Raw genomic sequence first — 14,943 nt, forward strand, 5'->3', positions numbered from 1 at the left:
AGTATTTAGTATTTAAAAATATTTTCATCATGCAACCTGGGTATAAATAGTAAACATCACACCAGTTCATCAGGATTCAGCTTCTTTCTCACTCATCAGGTAAGCTTTTATAAATCCGTCCAGTTCTCCATCCATTACAGGGCCCACATTACCTACTTCATAATCTGTACGGTGGTCCTTGATCATTTTGTAGGGGTGGAAAACATAACTTCTTATCTGGCTTCCCCACTCTATTTTTTTCTTGCTGGCATTCGTTGCATCTTTTGCAGCTTCACGCCTGCGCAACTCTTCTTCATAGAGCCGGCTTTTCAGCATTTGCATAGCCTTTTCCCTGTTCCCCAGTTGTGAGCGTTCTGTCTGGCAAACCACTACAATACCTGTTGGAAGGTGGGTTAACATTACCTTGGTCTCCACCTTGTTCACATTCTGACCACCGGCACCACCACTGCGTGCCGTTTCCATTTTTACTTCACTGTCCTTTACCTCGATATTAATAGTATCATCTACCAGTGGATAAACAAACACGGATGCAAAAGAAGTATGCCTTCGCGCATTACTGTCAAAGGGAGATATGCGCACCAACCGGTGCACACCACTTTCAGCTTTCAGAAAGCCATAGGCAAATTCACCCTCAAACTGCAAGGTGCAGGTCTTGATACCAGCGCCATCACCATCTACCCAGTCAAGAATGGTCACTTTCCATCCCTGGCGTTCACCATACATACGGTACATGCGGGAAAGCATTTCAGCCCAGTCCTGGCTTTCTGTGCCACCGGCTCCTGAATTGATCTGTAAAACTGCGGGTAATTCGTCTTCGGGTTGGTTGAGCGTGCTTTTGAATTCCGTGTCTTCTATTGCATTTTTAGCCTTATCAAAGGCCATCTTCACATCTTCTTCAGATCCCTCACCTTCTTTCCAAAACTCAAACAGTATGGCAAAATCCTCCACAGCAGTATCTACCTGCTCGTAAAGGTTGATCCAATATTCATTGAGCTTAATTTCTTTTAAGATAGAAGTAGCACGGGCATTATCATCCCAAAATCCAGGCGCCAGTGATAATTGCTTATCCTGGTTTATTTTGTCTCTTCGGTTATCGACGTCAAAGAAACCTCCTCAGGACAACTACACGGTCCCTCATAACTTTCAATTGTTCTTGTGTCATAGCGGGGGCGAAGATAGGTGTTTCTTCTTTTTTCAAATGGTAATACTAAGTGAACGTGGCGTAAAGATTAAAAACAGGGATGTGAATTATATCACACTAAGTTTATTCATTTGTCCTGATGCAAACCATGAAGCCCCAGCCAGGTAAGGCTATAACCCTTTGCCTATCAAAATCAACAGGCTCCTGTGAAAACAGTTCCCTAAAATTTCCTGTTATCCTGTTATCAAGCAATTCAAGCCGTACCGGGTTGGATGAAAAGTTTAATAGCACCAACACTTCTTCCCTATCCTTTATGCGCAGATAAGAAAGTACCTTTTCGTCTCCAGAGCTATGCACCCTGGATAATTTACTATCACACCTCAATGCCGGATTGAAGCGTTGCAAATGTAACAATGCCTTGTAAAAAGAATGTAATGCCGGTTGCTCATTCCATTCAATAACATCCTTTTCAAAGAATAATAATCTTTTATGGTTAGGCAGTTCCTGCCCGCTATAGATCAACGGAATTCCCTGCCAGGTACAACTAAATACAGCCAGCATTTTCGCCGCATCCCCATATTTATCGTATTCCGTACCATTCCAGGTGTTCTCATCATGATTGGATGTGAACCAGGCATTGATGCCGGGTGCCTGCTGGTAACGATCCAGCACCTGCAGAAGCTCATATAAAGAGAAGGATCTTTTATAAAATTCTTCTGTTCGATGCATCCATGTCCATGTGTAGGCAGCATCAAAAACTTGCATGTATTCCGGGTGATCAAGCGGGTCAGATTCTGCCAGCCAGAATAAGGCTTTTATTGTATCAAGTACAGTTTTCGCCTCCACCCAAAAATCCAGTCGAACCCAAAATGCAAGGTCACAGCGAAATCCATCTATATTAGCTTCATTGACCCAAAAACTCATGGCCTCAATCATTGCCTTTCTCATTGCCCTGTGGCTGTAGTCCAGTTCAATGATATCATCCATCCCCGACGCACGTTTGAAGTCCCCTGTCATTTCATCCTTCTTATACCAATCAGGATGATTCCTTGTCCATATATGATCCCAGCCTGTATGATTGGCCACCCAGTCCATAATGACGCGGAAACCCATTTCATGCGCTTCATTCACTAATGCCCTGAAGTCCTCAAGTGTTCCAAATTCAGGATTAACAGAAGTGTAATCAGAACAGGCATAATAACTACCCATACTGCCTTTCCGGTTCAACAATGAAATAGGTGTAATTGGCATGAACCAAAGCGTTTCCACACCCATATCCTTCAGTCTTGGCAAATGACTGGCAAATGCCGAAAAACTTCCGCTTTCACTGTATTGCCGCAGGTTTACTTCATAAACGTTGGTAGAGCAGATCCAGTCTTTATTTGAAGTTTCCATTGTCTTAAATTGTGAAGATAAGGCCGGAAGCATAAAGGCGAAAATGAAAAGCTGTATACTCCCCGACCCTGTTAAAAAATCAGCAATTCCATTTATATAAAGGCCCTCTTTTCCCCTTAGCCTTAATTTTGCCTACGATGAAAAGTTTTGATGTCCCCATTGTTTATCGCAGTCCGCTTATTTCCGCCGTTAAAAAAAAGCGTAAGGAAAAGGACAGGATGAAAAAAGACTTCTCTCCCACATTGCTGGATTTTGGGCCTGTAAGGATATTCCTTGCCCGTCATTTTGGTTTTTGCTATGGGGTAGAGAATGCTATAGATATTGCTTTCAGGACCATAGAAGAAAACCCCGGCAAACGCATATACCTGCTAAGTGAAATGATCCACAACCCCCAGGTAAACGCAGACCTGGAAGCTAGTGGCGTTCAATTCCTCCAGGATAACGCAGGCAAACAATTAATACCTTTCGATTCATTGACATCCGAAGACATTGTATTGATCCCCGCCTTTGGCACCACACTCAAAATAGAAAAGCAACTTAAAGACCTGGGTATTCCCATCGAAAAATATAATACCACCTGTCCCTTTGTTGAAAAAGTATGGAATCGCAGCGAAGTGATTGCCAAAAACAATTATACCATTGTCATTCATGGCAAACCCACCCATGAAGAAACAAGGGCTACCTTTTCCCATGCCGCCTCCAATGCTCCATCTATTGTAGTCAAGGATATGGTGCAGGCCATTGAACTGGGGAAATATATAACAGGTGAAAAACCAGCAGCGCAATTTTATACAGATTTCAAACAACAGGTCTCCGCAGGTTTTGACCTGGAAAAAGACCTTCAGCGCATAGGCGTGGTAAACCAGACCACCATGCTGGCCAGCGATACGCAGGCTATTGCTGACTACCTGAAAGAAATCATGATGTCTCATTACGGGCTTGATGAAAACAATATTAAAGAACGCTTTGCAGACACCAGGGATACGCTTTGTTATGCTACCAATGATAACCAGACTTCAGTAACTGGCATGTTGCAAACCGAAGCTGACCTGGCCATTGTAGTTGGAGGATATAATTCTTCCAACACCTCTCACCTTGTAGAATTATGTGAAGAAAAATTGCCAACCTACTATATCAATAACGAAGAAAAGATCCTTTCCAGGGACGCTATCAGGCATTATAATTTTCACACAGCCATAGAACTGGTGAGCGAAAATTATTTGCCTGTAAAAGAACCAGTAAATATTCTTGTAACCAGTGGCGCTTCCTGTCCGGATGCATTGGTGGAAGGTGTCATAAAAAAACTGGCCGGGTTTTACCCAGCCAGCAGATCAATTGAAGACCTTGTAGATATATTAAACAACCAGGAATAGCCTGGAGTTTAATGTGTCATTTAATGAGCCATGTCATCTGCCACTACTCCTTTACGGACAGGTACATATTCTTTTTTATACAACAGGTCATAATATTCTTCAGCCATGCGGTTGCTGTCAAATTGTATTTGCACATCACGCATACCATTTTTCACTATCTGCCTCCATGTATTATGGTTGTCATAATAAAGGGGAAGCATTTCTTTATTTAATATTTCGTACAACTGGTCAAGATCATATTGATCCTGGTCCTGTACTGTCATCCCTGTATAATCTACCGGCGGAACGACAAATCCATTGTTTCCATGATGCACAAATTCAGGAATCCATCCATCATTGGTTGAAAAGTTCACGGCTCCATTCATAGCAGCAGTCATACCGCTGGTTCCTGACGCTTCGCGGGGCACCCTGGGATTATTCAGCCAGCAATCTGCGGCCTGCTTCAATCTCTTAGACAATCCCAATTCATAGCCTATCAGCACCGCCACATTTTTATAACTCTTGCTTAAATGCACCAGGTGGTTGAATTCAGATATGGCAGGATAATCAACAGGATACGGTTTACCCGCCCAGATGATCTGCACAGGATATTTTGTATTGCTTAATAATGCTTCAAAACGCTCTTTATCAGTCGAGATCAAACCAGCTCTTTTATAACCTGCAAAACGTCTTGCCCATACTATGGTAAATACATTTGGATTGAAGATCTTTCCTGTCTGGTCAGCCACGATCTCGAAGGCCCTTTTCTTCATCCATTTTTTGCGGTCGTCAAACACAAGGTCATGTCCTTCTTCTCCTGAGCGGTATAAAAGTTTATCAGACCAGTAACGCCAGTTCTGCGCGTTGGTAATAGCGATGATAGGACATATATCCTGGTACTTCTCCCACATATGCCTTGAAACCACTCCATGCAATTGAGACACTCCATTGGCAATGCGCGCAAAACGCAGTGCGGCCAATGAGTGGTTGAACTGGTCATCAGGCATGCCTGTAAGCTCTTTCACTTCATCTACTGAAAGACCACAGAAATAGCTCATTTTATGACAGAGGTATATATCATGCTTTTCATTGCCGGCTTCCTCAGGAGTATGCGTTGTAAATACCAGCCTCTTTTTAACTTCTTCCTTCTTCCTGCCAAATTTCTGGTACAGGTAAAAAGCTGCAGAAAGACCGTGTGCTTCATTAAGATGATATACATCAGGGTTGTAACCAATTTCGTCAAGCAGTTTGGCACCACCAACACCTAATAAAATGAACTGCGCCACTTTTGTGGCTACATTGGCATCATATAAACGGTGCGTAATGGTTTGCGATATATAATCATTCTCCGGTATGTCTGTTGTCATCAGGAACAACGGTGCGGAATTAAATGTATTCGGCGGCAGGTACATGACCTTTACCCATACGGGATGTTCATGAATGGTTACTTCAAATTTGATCCCGGTATCTTCAAGGAAGCTGTATTGTTTTTCCATCCAGGTCACCTGCAGGGTTTGATCCTGGTTGCGTGCCTGGTCGTAGTATCCATATTTCCATAAAATACCTACGGCAATAAGATTTTGACGCAGTTCATAAGCACTACGTAAATGTGAACCTGATAAAAAACCTAAACCACCACTATATATTTTTAATGGCTGGTGTATAGCAAATTCCATAGAGAAATAAGCTACTCGTTTAGAATAGCGGTCATCAACCGGATAAGGAACTTTAAATGATCTGAAATCCATTTTTTGTTATTTATAGCTGGGCAAAGTAATGAAATTACTGATAATGTGTATCAATTACACAATACAGTACTATTTTTTTGTTGTTTTTTTAGTGGTTGTTTTAGTTTTGGCTTCTTTCTTTTTGGTGAAAATACCATTAAGCGTACAGTCCAATCCTCTATGGTTTCCACAACCTTCTTCTTCCTTTAAAGTGACCGAAGAAGAGGTAAAGATAAATTGTAAAATACAAGGATCGCCACCCTGCCGGTATATAGCAGTATTGGAAGAAGTAAATAAGATCTCACCTTTCAGTTCACCCACGCATTCACTCTCATTTTTTTCAATATGTATAAAGGCCAGTGCCTGGTTGGGTGTACGACCGTTTCGAATAGAAACCAGGCTTCGTTTTCCCTGCAGATAATCACCAGAAAATTTTCGGGTTTTAGGCATCGTATCGATCGGGTTGATAAGATCACGTTTACTTTCATCCAAAAGGTCCGTCATGATCAAAATAAATTGCTTTGTGTCAGCACTATATACATACACGTTTTTCCCTTCGCCAGTCAACTCGCCCCCTTTTTTTTGAACGATGTTTTTGGAAATGGTTAGGGATTTATCAATTGAACTTGATTGCGATGTAGTTGGATCATCATCAGGTACTAAAAATGGAAAGCTCGTAGCATATTTTCCCTGGTTATCGAAGCTGATCAAAAGAGCTGCCTTTTTAGAGCCACTTACTGCTTTTACTATAAAGTAGGTTTCAGCTTTAGGCACGCCTATCCTGGCAAGGGCATAATATTTAGGCTTTGTTCCCCTGGCAAATATTTGGTTCTTAACAGAATCTGCGATGAAACCAGCAAATTCGGATGACCTTATCTGAATAGTATCTTTTGATTTTTGAAAACCCGTATCAGTTAATTGGTAAGGCAGTTTGGTGTTTGGAAATAAATTGGAAAAACCTTCGTATGTAAATCCATTTTCTTCTGTACTGGTCTTTACCTTTTTTGAATTACATGCCAACAGAACCAGGCAACAGAAAACATAGCCAAGCTTATACATAGGTAGTATTTGGTGTAAAATAACAGAAATACCACCATTATTCCTTTATACTATCTGGAAGGATTTTTTTAGATTTGTCTAAATTTTAAATTAGACAGATTTGAATTATACTACCAGCGAGGAGAATTATTTAAAGACGATCTTTCTGTTGCAGGAAACAGAAGGCACTGTTTCAACCAATATCCTGGCTGAGAAATTACAGACCAAGCCAGCATCTGTAACGGATATGATGAAAAAGCTGGATGCCAAAAAATTATTGAATTACAAGCCTTATTATGGCTTTACGCTAAGTTCGGAAGGGAAGAAAATAGCTTTGGGAATTATTAGAAGGCACCGTTTGTGGGAATACTTTCTCTGTAATAAATTGAACTTTGGCTGGGAAGAAGTGCACCACCTGGCAGAAGAACTGGAACATGTCAGTAATAAAAAACTGGTGGATCGACTTGATGCCTACTTAGGCTTTCCATCTTACGATCCTCATGGTGATCCCATTCCGGACAGCAAAGGAAGAATCCGGAGCATCCGCAAAATACCCCTGCACCAACTTCCGGTTCTTAGGCCTGCTGAAGTATGCCAGGTAACTAATCAATCCTCTGAAATGCTGGAGCTCCTGCACCACAAGAACATAGGTATAGGAACAAAGCTGGAGATCAAAAGATTCTTTGATTTTGATCATTCCCTTGAAATAAAGATGAAGAACAGCACCATAACCATCAGTGAACAACTGGCCCAAAATATTTTTGTTACATATGAGCAAGACCTTTAGTCACGAATCCTTAAGCGAGGTTCACCAAAGCGTAGATACAACCTCTGTTTCCATGCCGGTGTGGAAACGCATGTTCTCGTTTTTTGGACCTGCTTACCTGGTCAGTGTAGGATATATGGATCCCGGCAACTGGGCCACAGACCTGGCAGGTGGAAGTCATTTTGGGTATAAACTGATATGGGTATTGCTCATGAGTAATCTTATGGCCTTACTGCTGCAAAGCCTGGCAGCCCGCCTGGGCATTGTGCGGGGAAGAGATTTGGCACAAGCCAACCGGGAAACCTATCCGAAATCATTAAATTATTGTCTATATGGGCTGGCAGAAATAGCTATTGCGGCCACTGACCTGGCTGAAGTGCTGGGTATGGCTATCGGTATCCAGCTTTTGACAGGCATCCCTCTTATATGGGCTGTGCTGATCACAGTATTTGATACATTCCTGTTGCTTTTATTACAGCGCCTGGGCATGCGGAAAATGGAAGCCTTTATCATTGCATTGGTAGCCATCATTGGTGTTTCTTTTTTGATCCAGATCATTATGGCCAAACCTGACCTGGGCGAAGTAGCGAAAGGTTTTATTCCCAGCATACCCAGTGATGCAGCCTTGTACATTGCCATTGGAATTATTGGAGCTACAGTGATGCCCCATAATCTCTACCTGCATTCTGCGCTTGTGCAGACCCGTAAGTTCAAAAGAGATGAAGAAGGTATCAGGAGAGCCATAAAACTAAATTTCATTGACAGTGCCATTGCTTTAAACCTTGCCTTCTTTGTCAACGCTGCCATTTTGATATTGGCAGCCTCGGTTTTCTTTTACCGGGGCCTCACCGATGTGGCAGAGATCAAAACAGCGCATTTGTTATTGAATAAAATGCTTGGGTCTGAATTAGCACCGATACTATTTGCAGTAGCCCTGATAGCAGCAGGCCAAAGTTCCACCGTGACTGGCACACTGGCCGGTCAGATCGTTATGGAAGGCTACCTGCATATACGCATCAACCCCTGGATGCGCAGGCTGTTAACCAGGCTGATAGCTATCATCCCGGCTGTGATCGTCATAATGATCAATGGCGAATCAAATATTGACAGCCTGCTCGTACTAAGCCAGGTGATATTGAGCATGCAGCTGGGCTTTGCCATTATCCCCCTTATCCATTTTGTAAGTGATAAAAAAGAAATGGGAATCTTTGCCATCAAACCACTGGTGCAAGGACTGGCCTGGTTGATTACGGCTGTACTGGTCTATTTGAATATCCGGATGGTTATAGAACAGGCCTCCAATTATTTTACCACCAGTGATAATACTTTCTGGAAAATGGTCATTGTTTTGTTAGGGATATTATTCGTTGCCTTATTAGTGCTGATCATTATTTTTCCAAAGCTTAAGCGCAGGCCAAAAGATGTGTCACTGGAGTTGCATAAGAAAACACCGGTTGTATTGAGCGATAAGGAATTACCTGTATATAAAAGGATCGCCGTTGCGCTTGACTTTAGCGATAAAGATGAATTATTGCTCGCTTCAGCCCTTGGACAAGCGAGTAGCATTTCACATATCATTTTCATTCATATCGTAGAAAGCGCACCTGCCCGTATCTGGGGAGAAGAAGCAGATGATTATGAAACACGGCATGACCAGGAAAAACTGGATCGCTATGTTGCTTACGTTACAAGTAAAGGGCTGATAGCAGAAAGCAAACTGGGATTTAAAAACAGGAATAAGGACATTCCACGACTGGTAAAAGAAGCCAATGCCGATATGCTGATCATTGGAGCCCATGGACATAAAGGCATGAAAGACTGGTTATACGGAGAAACCATTGATGCTGTGAGACACCAGTTAAAGATCCCGGTGTTGATCGTAAGTAATTAATCAGGCTATTTTACTTTGGGCCTCTTTGTATTGGTCATAGATCTTTTCTAAACCCTGGTCAAGTGAAATAGATGCTTTCCATCCAAGAGCGTTTATTTTAGTTACATCCATTAATTTCCTGGGTGTTCCGTCAGGTTTGGAAGTATCAAATTCAAGTTGTCCTGTATAACCCACTTTATTACCTATCATCTCTGCCAGTTCCTTTATGGTTACATCTGTGCCGGTACCAATATTGACAAAACCCTGCTCATTGAAATGCTGCATCAGGAAATAACAGGCATCTGCCAGGTCATCGACATATAGGAACTCACGTCTTGGGCTACCCGAACCCCAAACAGTAACCTTATCCAATCCGGATTGCTTAGCTTCAAAAAATTTCCTTAATAAGGCTGGCAACACATGGCTGTTATTAAGGTCGTAGTTGTCATTAGGACCATAAAGATTTGTTGGCATCGCTGAAATAAAATTGCAACCATATTGCGACCTGTAGGCGTCACACATTTTGATCCCTGCAATTTTGGCTATCGCATAAGGTTCATTGGTAGTTTCCAGCGTGCCAGTCAATAAATATTCTTCCCTTAAAGGCTGAGGTGCCAGTTTGGGATATATACAGGAAGAGCCAAGGAACAATAACTTTTTCACGCCATGTTTATAGGATTGGTGAATGACATTGTTCTGGATCATCAGGTTATCATAAAGGAATTCGGCCCTGTATATATTATTAGCCTGTATGCCACCCACTTTGGCAGCAGCTAAAAAAACATATTCAGGCTGTTCCCGTTCAAAAAAATCAATAACAGCCTGTTGGTTTCGAAGGTCTGTTTCTGCTGATGTTGCAAGGCAAAAATTATGATATCCTTCCTTTTGAAGCTTTCTTACTATTGCGCTGCCCACCATGCCCTTATGGCCCGCTACATAGATCTTATTGCTCTTTTCCATATTTATTCGTACTGACGGCTAATATTAAATCCTGAATCCAGGAGCACCTTTTCCTGCCTGAAGGCATGCAGGTCTGCTTCCACCATTTCTGTTATCAATTCGTCCAGGCTGGTCTTTGGCTCCCAACCCAGTTTCCGGGCTTTGCTGGCATCTCCAATCAGCAGGTCCACTTCCGTGGGCCTGAAATAGGCAGGGTCTATCCTTACTACTTCCTGGCCCGGTTTGAGCGCCCACTGGCCGGTACAGGAACGCACAATACCTTTTTCCTCCAGCCCTGTACCTGTGAACTCCACCTCCACTCCGATTTTCTCAAAAGCAATCCTGATAAATTCGCGGACAGAAGTAGTGATACCTGTTGCTATCACATAATCTTCGGCTTTTTCCTGTTGCAGTATCAGCCACATGGCCTCTACATAATCTCTTGCATGACCCCAATCCCTCTTCGCATCCAGGTTACCCATATAGAGTTTATCGGTAAGCCCGAGAGCCAGTTGTGCCACGGCACGGGTGATCTTGCGCGTAACGAAAGTTTCCCCACGTAATGGACTCTCATGGTTGAATAGTATGCCATTACAGGCATAAATATTATAAGCCTCCCGGTAGTTCACGGTAATCCAATAGGCATAAAGTTTGGCAACTGCATACGGCGACCTGGGGTAAAAAGGAGTTGTTTCAGTTTGAGGTATCTCCTGCACCTTACCATACAATTCGGATGTGGAAGCCTGGTAGATCCTTGTCTTTTTTTCAAGCCTAAGCAGGCGAACTGCTTCCAATATACGAAGGGTACCAATTCCATCTGTGTTGGCAGTGTACTCAGGTGTATCAAAGCTCACCTTAACATGGCTCATAGCGCCAAGATTGTATATTTCATCAGGCTGCACTTCCTGGATGATGCGGATCAGGTTAGTGCTATCTGTAAGATCTCCATAATGAAGAATAAAATTGCGTTTCTTCTGGTGAGGATCCTGGTACAGGTGGTCTATCCGGTCCGTATTAAACAGAGAACTTCTCCTTTTGATACCATGGACTACATATCCCTTATTGATCAGGAATTCTGAAAGGTATGCTCCATCCTGCCCAGTCACACCAGTTATCAAAGCTACTTTGGCCATTTCGATTGATTATTGAACTTTATTCTTTTGAATAAAGAATAAGGATCAAAAATATTAAATAGTTACCCAACTAAATATTCGTCTCAAGGAACATACATTATAAGGCCTTTTCCCTGCCATTTATCCATTTACATTACCATTCCTTTTCCATGAATGGCTTCCGTCAAATTAATGAGTGGTATGGTAATAATCAGAATTAGATTTAAGAAAAACTTTGCTATGAGAAAGATCCTTTCATTATGCTTATTCATGGGATTATGCCTTGTTTCTGTGGCACAAATAACCTTAACAAGTTTGCCAAGTGGTGGCAATAAAAAAGCAGTTGTTGGAGAAAGAGTGGGTCTGACAGACATTACCATACATTATGACCGCCCGGGTGTGAAGGGCAGGGAAGGCAAGATATGGGGTCAGCTTATACCAGCAGGATATATAGATCCCGGATTTGGTTCCAGCAAATCTTCTCCCTGGCGTGCAGGGGCCAATGAGAACACCACCATTGAATTTTCCAATGATGTAACCATTGAAGGTCAACCCATCAAGGCTGGCCGTTATGGATTCTTTATAGCTTATGATCCCAATGAAAGCACCTTGATCTTTTCAAAAAACTCAAGTTCCTGGGGAAGCTATTACTACGACCCTAAAGAAGATGTATTGCAGGTGAAAGTAAAACCTGTAAAGCTGAATGAAAAAGTAGAATGGTTGAAATATGAATTCCTTGACCAGACAGAAAATACAGCAACAGTGGCATTGGAATGGGAAAATACAATGATACCATTCAAAGTCTCCACTAATTATATAGAGGACCAGTTAACATCATTCAGAAACGAGCTCCGAAGCGAAAGAGGGTTTTTCTGGCTGGCCTGGGACCAGGCAGCACAATGGTGCCTGCAGCATAATGTCAATTTGGAACAGGCATTACTCTGGTCTGATTCTGCCTCAGGACCATCTTTTGGAGGTAATGCGCTTTTTGGACCCAAGGCCACGAAAGCCCAGATCCTGGAGAAACTGGGCAGAACAGCTGAAGCACAGGCATTGATGAAATCTGCACTTCCATTAGCCAACATGCAGGAAGTGCATCAATATGCCCGGTCTTTACTGGCAGAAAAGAAAACCAGGGAAGCACTGGAAGTATTCCAGTTGAACTACAAAAAGAATCCCGGCCAATTCACTACATTAATGGGATTGACAAGAGGATATGCTGCAAATGGAGATTATAAAAATGCTTTAAAATATGCTACCATGGCCCAACCTATGGCGCCCAATGATGCTAACAGAAAATTCCTTGCTGATGCCATTGAAAAATTAAAGAAAGGCCAGGATATCAACTGACCATTTTACTATCAATTCTTTTAAATTATAGTAACCCTGGGAAATGTCCCCATAAAGGCAATGACCTGGTTACTTGCAGGGAAACTGCTACCTGCTTCCCTTATACACCAAACCATCCCCGAACGTTCTCCATACTTTCCCCGTACTATACGCGTTCGCATACGGGGACAGTACGGGTTTAGTACGGGGATACTACGGGGAAAGTATGGGATAAGCATATTGCAGGTAGGAAGAAAGTATTAATGTAATTATGCTCAAATTGATTCAATCAATATGCAGAATAGCTTACTGGTAATTAAATTTTTAGTAGGTCGTTTACCGTTATATTCTTTGTTTGAAGTTTGACTTTTAAACAAACGAATAATTGCCCTCCGGCAATTTACATTTTGATACAATCGATAGTATTATGATGTAATGTTCAAAACAAGATTGTTTGAAACCGTTACCAATAAAAAAACCGCCACGATCAATAGAAAGTGGCGGTTAAAGTATTTTTTGTAAAGTATCTGGATCAATTACATCCCAGTAGTTCGCAAAGCTTTTTTTCAAGGTCTTCACCCCGAAGGTCTTTGGCTACAATATTTCCATGGGGATCGATGAGAAAATTCTGAGGTATGCTTTGTACGCGGTACAATTGGGCCACCGCATTATTCCATTGCTGAAGATCGCTTACATGCGTCCAGGTTAGTTTGTCCTTTTCAATTGCTTTTACCCAGGCTGCCTTTTCCTGGTCAAGGGATACGCCCAGTACTGTAAAATTCTTATTCTTGAATTTGTTGTACACTTTTACCACGTTAGGGTTTTCTGCACGGCAGGGACGGCACCAGCTGGCCCAGAAATCTACCAGCACATATTTTCCTTTGAAAGAGGAAAGGGAAACAGCATGTCCGGCTGTATCATTTTGGGTGAACTCAATAGCAGGAGTTCCGATAGAACCTACTTTGCTGTAAGCAATGAATTCCGATAAGCTTTTACCAATATTAGAGTTACGAATAGGAGCATCCAGCGAATTATAATATTGTTCCAGCTGGGCAGGATTGGGATTCAATTGTGCTGTTACAAACAATACAAATGGCGCTACATAAGAGCTCTTTCTGTTGGCTACAAACTTTCCTACTTCCTTATTGATCTGCGATACGACAGAATCATACTGCACCATTAACTTTTCCTTTTTGCTTTCTCCTGCCTGTTGAAGTTGTGCAGCAAAAGCATTTAATTCTCCAATTAGCGGATTAAACGTTGTTTGAAATTCATCAAAATCCTTTTGCGATGATGAGCCTTCTATTTTGACCTTTTTGATGTCTTGCTTAATGCCCGTAACTTTCATTTCCGTGTTTTCCACATAGATATAAATAGGCTGCTCAGCACCTATTACCAGCCAAAGCAAGCTTGGTTCAGGGACCGTTCCCTGTAAGGTAAATTCTCCTGCTTTAGCCTGGCCCGTAGCCAGGACCTGGTGCGCATCCTGCGTGGAGGTAAGCTTTACCTCACCATCAGCGATTCCACTCACTTTCCCTTTTATAGTAAAGCCTTTTGTCTGCGCAAAAACAAAAGCAGGTAAAAGAAGAAGCGCAATTAGTATCTTTTTCATGTTTATTTTGATTGGTGTCTTTGTTCCAAAACCTTCACAACGTCAGCTAAAGAACAGTCCTTCGCTTGCAATAATATCAAATAATGAAATAATAAGTCAGCGGCTTCATTTAAAAATAACGCTTGGTTAACGTCTTTTGATTCTATGATCAGTTCCACCGCTTCTTCCCCTACTTTCTGGGCTATTTTATTGATTCCTTTGTTAAACAATTGCCTTACATATGATTTTTCGTCGATACCTGTTCTCCGCAATTCAATGATATGTTCCAGGTAATTGAGAAAGTCTTCCTTATGATTCTTTTCACTCCAGCAGGTGTCAGCTCCCGTGTGGCAAACAGGACCTTTAGGATCTGCCTTTATCAACAGGGTATCTTTATCGCAATCAAGCAGTATTTGCCTTAATTGCAATTGGTTACCACTTTCCTCTCCCTTAGTCCACAGTCTTTTTTTGGAACGGCTGTAAAAGGTCACCAGTCCTGTTTCTTCTGTTTTCTTCAGTGATTCCTCATTCATAAACCCAAGCATCAATACTTTTTGGGTAGTATAATCCTGGACGATGGCAGGTGCCAACCCATCAGCGTATTTCTTAAAATCGACTTTCATTATTGCGAAGGTATTTTATTATTGAAGCATCTGCAATTGGGTATAAGGAACAATATCCGG

General features: G+C 42.0%; 12 protein-coding genes. 4 read left to right on the forward strand and 8 right to left on the reverse strand.

The annotated features are described in order from the left end of the window. Window positions 1-69: 69 nt before the first annotated feature. A protein-coding gene (gene prfB, locus BP74_RS01650; protein WP_496370404.1) for a peptide chain release factor 2 occupies window positions 70-1,162 on the reverse strand; the annotation gives its coding sequence in 2 pieces (ribosomal slippage) (window positions 70-1,101 and window positions 1,103-1,162; 1,092 coding nt in all). A gap of 102 nt (window positions 1,163-1,264) precedes the next feature. Beyond that, window positions 1,265-2,536, reverse strand: coding sequence for an alpha-amylase family glycosyl hydrolase (locus BP74_RS01655; protein ID WP_496370406.1), 1,272 nt, complete (start codon window positions 2,534-2,536; stop codon window positions 1,265-1,267). A gap of 137 nt (window positions 2,537-2,673) precedes the next feature. On the opposite strand from BP74_RS01655, the gene BP74_RS01660 reads away from it, so the two are divergent. Then, window positions 2,674-3,909 (forward strand): 4-hydroxy-3-methylbut-2-enyl diphosphate reductase, encoded by a 1,236-nt coding sequence (locus BP74_RS01660; protein ID WP_496370407.1) that lies wholly within the window; start codon window positions 2,674-2,676, stop codon window positions 3,907-3,909. A 20-nt stretch (window positions 3,910-3,929) separates the two neighbouring features. Here the strand turns inward: BP74_RS01660 and glgP are convergent, their stop codons facing one another. Further along, window positions 3,930-5,636 carry an alpha-glucan family phosphorylase gene (gene glgP / locus BP74_RS01665; protein ID WP_496370408.1) on the reverse strand — a complete coding sequence of 569 codons (1,707 nt, stop codon included), beginning with the start codon at window positions 5,634-5,636 and terminating at the stop codon, window positions 3,930-3,932. Window positions 5,637-5,705: 69 nt separating this feature from the next. Then, window positions 5,706-6,674: a hypothetical protein gene (locus BP74_RS01670; RefSeq protein WP_496370409.1), complete on the reverse strand. Its 969-nt coding sequence runs from the start codon at window positions 6,672-6,674 to the stop codon at window positions 5,706-5,708. A 100-nt stretch (window positions 6,675-6,774) separates the two neighbouring features. Here BP74_RS01670 and BP74_RS01675 point away from each other — a divergent pair, with 100 nt between their 5' ends. Beyond that, window positions 6,775-7,440 carry a metal-dependent transcriptional regulator gene (locus tag BP74_RS01675; RefSeq protein ID WP_496370410.1) on the forward strand — a complete coding sequence of 222 codons (666 nt, stop codon included), beginning with the start codon at window positions 6,775-6,777 and terminating at the stop codon, window positions 7,438-7,440. Continuing rightward, the gene (locus BP74_RS01680) at window positions 7,424-9,310 is read left to right on the forward strand and encodes an Nramp family divalent metal transporter (RefSeq protein WP_496370411.1); all 1,887 of its coding nucleotides are present in this window, start codon (window positions 7,424-7,426) and stop codon (window positions 9,308-9,310) included. The genes BP74_RS01675 and BP74_RS01680 overlap by 17 nt, the downstream gene beginning before the upstream one ends. Here BP74_RS01680 and fcl read toward each other — a convergent pair whose 3' ends face one another. Beyond that, window positions 9,311-10,249 carry a GDP-L-fucose synthase gene (gene fcl, locus BP74_RS01685; protein WP_496370413.1) on the reverse strand — a complete coding sequence of 313 codons (939 nt, stop codon included), beginning with the start codon at window positions 10,247-10,249 and terminating at the stop codon, window positions 9,311-9,313. A 2-nt stretch (window positions 10,250-10,251) separates the two neighbouring features. Further along, window positions 10,252-11,361 carry a GDP-mannose 4,6-dehydratase gene (gene gmd, locus BP74_RS01690; protein ID WP_496370415.1) on the reverse strand — a complete coding sequence of 370 codons (1,110 nt, stop codon included), beginning with the start codon at window positions 11,359-11,361 and terminating at the stop codon, window positions 10,252-10,254. A gap of 219 nt (window positions 11,362-11,580) precedes the next feature. On the opposite strand from gmd, the gene BP74_RS01695 reads away from it, so the two are divergent. Next, the gene (locus BP74_RS01695) at window positions 11,581-12,690 is read left to right on the forward strand and encodes a DUF2911 domain-containing protein (RefSeq protein WP_496370417.1); all 1,110 of its coding nucleotides are present in this window, start codon (window positions 11,581-11,583) and stop codon (window positions 12,688-12,690) included. A gap of 511 nt (window positions 12,691-13,201) precedes the next feature. Here the strand turns inward: BP74_RS01695 and BP74_RS01700 are convergent. Both BP74_RS01700 and hisIE read right to left on the reverse strand, forming a co-directional pair. Further along, on the reverse strand, window positions 13,202-14,281 hold the full coding sequence (locus tag BP74_RS01700; protein ID WP_496370419.1) for a redoxin domain-containing protein: 1,080 nt from the start codon (window positions 14,279-14,281) through the stop codon (window positions 13,202-13,204). Window positions 14,282-14,283: 2 nt separating this feature from the next. Continuing rightward, on the reverse strand, window positions 14,284-14,883 hold the full coding sequence (hisIE, locus tag BP74_RS01705; protein WP_496370421.1) for a bifunctional phosphoribosyl-AMP cyclohydrolase/phosphoribosyl-ATP diphosphatase HisIE: 600 nt from the start codon (window positions 14,881-14,883) through the stop codon (window positions 14,284-14,286). Window positions 14,884-14,943 lie beyond the last annotated feature (60 nt).

It is taken from the genome of Flavisolibacter ginsengiterrae DSM 18136 (assembly GCF_059568575.1).